Below are 6,098 nucleotides of genomic sequence, written 5' to 3' on the forward strand. Positions count from 1 at the left end.
CTTGGACGCCGCCCTCTTCCCGCGCCACGACGTCGAAGAACCGCCGCGCGACTGCCCGCTCTGCCCGCGCCTCGTCGAGTTCCGCGAGACTTGGGCAGCGAAGGAGCCCTCCTGGCACAACGCGCCGGTGCCGGCCTTCCTGCCACCCGGCGGCGCGGCGGCGGTGAAGCTGGCGGTGATCGGCCTCGCGCCCGGCCTTCGCGGCGCGAACCGCACCGGCCGCCCCTTCACCGGCGACTATGCCGGCGACCTCCTCTACGCGACGCTGGCGAAGTTCGGCTTCGCGAACGACCGCTTCGCCGCGCGGGTGGACGACGGGCTGGAACTCCGCGAGACCGCGATCGTCAACGCGGTCCGCTGCGTGCCGCCGGAGAACAAGCCGACGCCGGCCGAGATCAACACCTGCCGACAATACCTGAAGACGGCGATCAACGGCTTCCCGAACCTGGACGTCATCGTGACGCTCGGCCGCATCGCCCACGACTCGACGCTGCGCGCACTCGGCGTGAAGCTGAGGGACGCCCCGTTCCGCCACGGCGCGGAGCACGCCGTCGCCGGCCGCCACATCGTCTCCAGCTACCACTGCTCCCGCTACAACACGAACACCGGCGTCCTGACGCCGGAGATGTTCGAGGCGGTGTTCGAAAAGGCGGCGACAGTCGTGCGAGGGTAGTTTCGAGACCCCATCGGCTTGCGAAGCTTGGAGCCGGGTTTCGATCCTTCAAGGCCATCCCCTCGAAGCCAAACGCTGTCCGGAAGCGGTCATTCGACGACCATTCTCGTTATATTGCTCACCGCAGGAACGTGATCGGCTTGAAACGATCGTGTCTTCCGTCCCATAGACCGCGAGCAAAGGCGGTGATCGAATGGTCGCCGAGAGTTTCCTCGTCCAAGCGCCCGCACGTCAGGCCGATTTGGGCGAACAACACGACGCCGACATTGTGAAGGGCTCCGCCGTTGGCAGCTTCCAGTGTCTGGAGGCATTCGAGGCCCGGGACGCCGAAGACGTCCATGCTTTGGTAGGTCACTGCCGGCACGTCGTAGAAGGCTTCGATCTCGACGAGCTTCGTCCGGTCGTAAGTGAGGATCGGACGATCGACCTCCCTGAATTCACGCAACCGGCTCTCCCTCGCGCGAGTGCGCTCAGGTGCTCCGATGAGGTCTGCGACCGCGGAAGGCGACATGCCGAAGCGCAGCGCCCCCATGCCGATGAAAGGTTGGATGTGCCAGCCCACAGCAACGCTCCCATGTCGGCTTTCCGGCATCATCGACAGAAACAGACAGGCAGGAAACCAGCCAACTTCAACTTCCCTGCGAGCGAAGTCGAAGGCTCCTCGCTTCAGTTCGATGCGCCCGCCAATATCCGCGACAGCGTCCACGGGTTGTCGCCGTCGACGGACTCGATGTCGTCGACCTTCCAGGTCTGGCCTTCCTTGCGCATCGTGTATTTCAGGTGGTTCGGCGTGTCGAAGTTGCGGAAGTGCACGTCGACCATGGCGATGTCGCCATTAATCTTCGGCTCCTCGACTTTCAGGTCTTTGATCTCGTAGTCCTGGCCGCCGATCACCGGATCGAAGTCGAGGTTGCCGTCCTCGCCGTTCTCGGCCTTCGCTTGGTCCTTGTCGTAGAGGTCGCGAAGCTGGGTCGAGAAGTATTTCCGCTCGTCCGGCTCCTCGTCGCCCTGATAGCTGGCGTAGAGCGAGAGGATCGCCTTGTCCGGCGTCGACGTTTCCTGCGCCGCCACCGCTCCGGGCAGCAGCAGCAGCGCCGCCGCCAGGGCGCCGCGAAGCTTGCGTGTCGTCATCTCAGCCAAGCTCCTTCATCAGCCGCGACTTCTGCCGGTTCCAGTCGCGCTCCTTCTCGGCCTCGCGCTTGTCGGGCGCGTTCTTGCCCTTCGCGAGCGCGAGTTCGAGTTTCGCGCGGCCGCGTTCGTTGAAGTAGAGTTTTAACGGCACGAGCGTCATGCCCTCGCGCTGCACCGCGCCGGCGAGCCGGTTCAACTGCTTCTTCGAAACCAGCAGTTTGCGCCGCCGCTTCGGCTCGTGGTTGAAGCGGTTGGCCTGCAGGTATTCCGGCACGTAGGAGTTGATGAGCCAGAGTTCGCCCCCCTCCTCCGTCGCGTAGGACTCGGCGATGGTCGCCTTGCCCTCGCGCAGCGCCTTCACTTCCGTGCCGGTGAGGACGAGGCCGGCTTCCAGCGTGTCGATGATCGAATAGTTGAACCGCGCCTTGCGGTTCTCCGCGGCGATCTTCGAGCCGGCTTTCGTGTCCTTCGCCATCAGTTGAGGAGACCCGCATGGCGGAGCGCCGCGTCGATCGCCGCTTCCGTCGGCTTCTCGATCGTCATCAGCGGCGAGCGGACGACGTTCCGCACCCGGCCGAGCTTCGAGAGCGCGTACTTCGCACCCGCCAATCCCGGCTCGATGAAGATCGCCTTGTGCAGCGGGAAGAGCCGGTCCTGCAGTTCCAGCGCCCGCGCGAAATCGCCGGAAAGCGAGGCCGCCTGGAACTCGGCGCAAAGCCGCGGCGCGACATTGGCGGTGACCGAGATGCAGCCGTGCCCCCCTTGAGCGTTGAAGCCGAGCGCCGTCGCGTCCTCGCCGGAAAGCTGGATGAAATCCGGTCCGCAGGCGGCGCGCTGGTCGGACACGCGGTCGAGCTTAGCCGTCGCGTCCTTCACGCCGACGATGTTCGGGAAATCCGCCGCCAGACTCGCCATGGTCTCGACGCTCATGTCGATTACCGAGCGCGGCGGGATGTTGTAGATGAAGATCGGGATCGACACCGCCTTCGCTACCGCCGCGTAATGCGCGTAGAGACCTTTCTGCGTCGGCTTGTTGTAATAGGGCGTGACGACGAGCAGCGCGTCCGCCCCCGCTTCTTGCGCGGAGACGCCGAGGTCGATCGCTTCGGCGGTGTTGTTGGAGCCGGCGCCGGCGATCACCGGCACGCGCTTGTCCGCCGTCTCGATGCAGAGCTCTACGACGCGCTTGTGCTCGGCGTGGCTGAGCGTCGGCGACTCGCCCGTGGTGCCGACGGGGACGAGGCCGGTGGTGCCTTCGGCGATCTGCCAATCCACGAAGGCGCGGAAGGCGGTCTCGTCCAGCTTGCCGGACGCATCGAACGGCGTCACCAGCGCCGTCATCGAACCCTTGAACATGCTCTGCCACTTCCCCCGGCGCGGCGCGGATCTTCCCGTGCCTTTGCGGCGGCGGGCGGGCATCGTGCCGCGGAAACGATAATTTGAGACCCCCGCGAAGTCCGGCAACATAATCGCGCCCGGCCCTTGTCACAAGTTCGCGAAGCCCGCCCGAACGGGCCCGATCGATGCGCTGGGCGCCTTTGGATTTACGATGTCTTCAGTGCGCTCGTGAGAGGTTCGGAAACCATACGAAGCGTCCATGCCGGAGGTCCCGCGCCAGCGGAGCCTTGTGAGGTTGCCATGACTGCCCGAGTTCCCGCGTTCCGCATCCTCCTGGCGACCACGATGTTGGCATCCTTGAGCGCCTGCGCCGACTCGCAGACCGTTTCCGCGCCGAAGGCCGCGCTCGGCGCCTTCCGGCCGATGCCAGCCGGCAACGTTGGAACGGCCGGCGCACCCGCCGTCGATCCCTCGCGCTTCGGCGAGCCCGCGCCGGCCGCCGGCAACCCGCTCGTCGCCCGCACCGTCCCCGCCGATGTCGACACCGACGTCAGCGCCTTCACCGCCTCGATCAGCCAGATCGTCGCGCGCCCGAGCGGTATCCAAGCCGTCGCCGGGCAGCTGACCGACGGCATGGCGGCGGTCTCCTCCGGCAACCTGCGAAAGGCGCGCGCGATCCGCGAAGGCATGCGGCCGGGCTCGCTCGACCGGCACATCCTGCAATGGGCGATCGCGCTGAACGGCGGGATCGATGTGCCGGCCGCCGAAATCGCCGAGGCCGCGACCGAACTTCGCGGCTGGCCGGGCATGAAGCGCCTCCGCGCCAATTCCGAGCGGGCGCTCTATCGCGAGCAGCCCTCCGCCAGCGAGGTCGTCAACGCCTTCGGCAACACCCAACCGGAAACGCCGGAAGGCGCGATGGCGCTCGGCCGGGCACTACTCGAGATCGGGCAGGCGGGCGCGGCGAAGCGCGTTGTCGGCCGGGTCTGGCGCGAGGAGCCGCTGGAGCGGGTCACGGAAGCGAAGCTGCTGCAGCAGTTCGGCAGCATCCTGACGCGCGCCGACCACAAGCGGCGGATGGACATGCTGCTGTACAAGGAGCGGGTCGGGGACGCCGAGCGGATGAAGAGCCTCGCCGGGGCGGAGAGGCTGTTCGCGGCGCGGGCGGCGGTGATTCGCGGCGACGCGAAGGCTGGCGCGCTGCTTGCCGCCGTGCCGGCGGCGCAGCGCTCGGATCCCGGCTACCTCTTCGCCACCGTCGAATACTACCGCAAGAAGGACAAGGTAGCGGAAGCGGCCGACATCCTGCTGAAGGCGCCGCGCGACGCCGATTCGCTGGTCGACACCGACGCCTGGTGGAACGAGCGGCGCATCGTGGCGCGCGACCTCCTCGACGTCGGCCGCACGAAGGACGCCTATCGCGTCGCGAGCGCGCATTCGGCCGAGTCGGCGGTAGACGCCGCGGATGCCGAGTTCCATTCCGGCTGGATCGCCCTGCGCTTCCTGCGCGATCCGCAAGTCGCGGCGAAGCACTTCGCCCGCATCGCCGAGCTTTCCCCCCGTCCGCTGTCGCAGTCGCGCGCCTATTACTGGCTGGGTCGGACGGCCGAGGCTTCCGGTTCGGGCAATGCGGGGCGCTACTTCGCCAAGGCCGCGACCTACCCGACGACCTATTACGGGCAGCTCGCCGCGTCGCAGCTCGGCCGGCAACCGGACGACATCGTCTATCCGAAGCCGAGTGGTGCGGAGCGCCAGCGCTTCGAGAGCCGCGAGGCGGTGCGCGCCATCCGGCGGCTGGAGGAGATCGGCCTCAACGACCGCGCCGAGAAGCTCTACAAGAGCCTCGCCGACGACCTGACGAGCCCCGGGGAACTCGCGATGCTGGCCTCGATGGCCGAGCGGCGCGGCAATCACTACCTGTCGCTGAAGGTCGGCAAGCAGGCGAACGTGCGGGGCATCGACGCCGCGGCCGCCCTCGCCTTCCCGATCGGCGTGATTCCGGCGACGGCAAACATCTCGGCGGCCGGCAAGGCGCTCGCCTACGCCATCGCGCGGCAGGAGTCGGAGTTTCGGCCGGACGCGCGCTCCGGCGTCGGCGCGCTCGGCCTACTGCAGCTCATGCCCGCGACGGCGAAGACGCTCGCGAAGCAGGCCGGCCTCGCCTACAACCAGGCGCGGCTGACGACGGACGTGACCTACAACGCGACGCTCGGCTCGCGCTATCTCGGCCAGCAGATCGACAACTTCTCCGGCTCCTACATCCTGACCTTCGCCGCCTACAATGCCGGGCCGCGTCGGGCGCGCGAATGGATCGACCGATTCGGCGACCCGCGCGGCAAGTCGGTGGATCAGGTCGTCGACTGGGTGGAGCGCATTCCGTTCACCGAAACGCGCAACTACGTGCAGCGCGTGATGGAGAACTATCAGGTCTACAAGATGCGCCTCGGCGCGGGATCCAACATTGAGCGCGATCTCGTGCTCGGGCGCCAGGGCTGAGGGCCGGGCGTCTTCGGCTCAGGCAGGTTCGCGCCCTTCCCTCTCGCGAGTCGGAAGAGGGTGACCCGAGGGATTGCGTGAGAGCGCCGTAGGGCTCTGATCTCTGCTATTGCGGCTGGGTGCCCTCGTCCGCTTGCGTGGCGTTTCTCCCCGCCCGGGAGAAGAAGGCTGCCTCCATACATTCATCTCTGGACGCGCCTCCGCGTACCCGCGCCGTGGTGGCCGGGGTTTGCCGGTGGTGGATGCCGCCTGGAAGCGGCGGGCGCCGAAGGCAGAGCCTTCCGACGTATGCTACTCGTCAATGCGGCCTGCCTTCGGCGCCCGCGCGAGTTGTTTCGACGCTTGTCCCGCCGGTGCGTCACCCGGCGGTCCCCCATGCCTTCGGCCGGATAGCATCTCCGGCCTCAAGGGCGTGATCCGAACATTGTCCTCGGCTACACAGCCGTTCGGGTTCCTCGGC

The 6,098-nt window shown here is 67.4% G+C and carries 6 protein-coding genes; 2 read left to right on the forward strand and 4 right to left on the reverse strand.

Annotated features, from left to right (window positions below):
* Position 1 precedes the first annotated feature (1 nt).
* The gene (locus F6X38_RS10040; RefSeq protein ID WP_150969592.1) at positions 2-673 is read left to right on the forward strand and encodes a uracil-DNA glycosylase; all 672 of its coding nucleotides are present in this window, start codon (positions 2-4) and stop codon (positions 671-673) included.
* A gap of 118 nt (positions 674-791) precedes the next feature.
* Here the strand turns inward: F6X38_RS10040 and F6X38_RS10045 are convergent, their stop codons facing one another.
* Genes F6X38_RS10045 through dapA form a run of 4 tightly spaced genes read right to left on the reverse strand, consistent with a single transcriptional unit; the run spans position 792 to position 3,160 of the window.
* Positions 792-1,379 carry a hypothetical protein gene (locus F6X38_RS10045; RefSeq protein ID WP_150969593.1) on the reverse strand — a complete coding sequence of 196 codons (588 nt, stop codon included), beginning with the start codon at positions 1,377-1,379 and terminating at the stop codon, positions 792-794.
* Positions 1,340-1,804 (reverse strand): DUF3828 domain-containing protein, encoded by a 465-nt coding sequence (locus F6X38_RS10050; protein ID WP_150969594.1) that lies wholly within the window; start codon positions 1,802-1,804, stop codon positions 1,340-1,342. Before F6X38_RS10050 ends, F6X38_RS10045 begins: the two co-directional genes overlap by 40 nt.
* 1 nt (position 1,805) lies before the next feature.
* Positions 1,806-2,279, reverse strand: coding sequence for an SsrA-binding protein SmpB (gene smpB / locus F6X38_RS10055; RefSeq protein ID WP_150969595.1), 474 nt, complete (start codon positions 2,277-2,279; stop codon positions 1,806-1,808).
* On the reverse strand, positions 2,279-3,160 hold the full coding sequence (gene dapA / locus F6X38_RS10060) for a 4-hydroxy-tetrahydrodipicolinate synthase (protein WP_150969596.1): 882 nt from the start codon (positions 3,158-3,160) through the stop codon (positions 2,279-2,281). Before dapA ends, smpB begins: the two co-directional genes overlap by 1 nt.
* Positions 3,161-3,442: 282 nt before the next feature.
* Between dapA and F6X38_RS10065 the strand changes: the two genes are divergently transcribed.
* Positions 3,443-5,638, forward strand: a complete 2,196-nt coding sequence (locus F6X38_RS10065) for a lytic transglycosylase domain-containing protein (protein ID WP_150969597.1) — start codon at positions 3,443-3,445, stop codon at positions 5,636-5,638.
* The last annotated feature ends 460 nt before the right edge of the window (positions 5,639-6,098 follow it).

It is taken from the genome of Plantimonas leprariae, from assembly GCF_008802405.1.
Taxonomy (GTDB): Bacteria; Pseudomonadota; Alphaproteobacteria; order Rhizobiales; family Rhizobiaceae; genus Plantimonas; species Plantimonas leprariae.

Bases quoted from the DNA above. Each gene is read 5' to 3' on its own strand.
- smpB (WP_150969595.1), bottom strand. From the start codon at position 2,279: ATGGCGAAGGACACGAAAGCCGGCTCGAAGATCGCCGCGGAGAACCGC.
- dapA (WP_150969596.1), bottom strand. From the start codon at position 3,160: ATGTTCAAGGGTTCGATGACGGCGCTGGTGACGCCGTTCGATGCGTCC.
- F6X38_RS10065 (WP_150969597.1), top strand. From the start codon at position 3,443: ATGACTGCCCGAGTTCCCGCGTTCCGCATCCTCCTGGCGACCACGATG.
- F6X38_RS10050 (WP_150969594.1), bottom strand. From the start codon at position 1,804: ATGACGACACGCAAGCTTCGCGGCGCCCTGGCGGCGGCGCTGCTGCTG.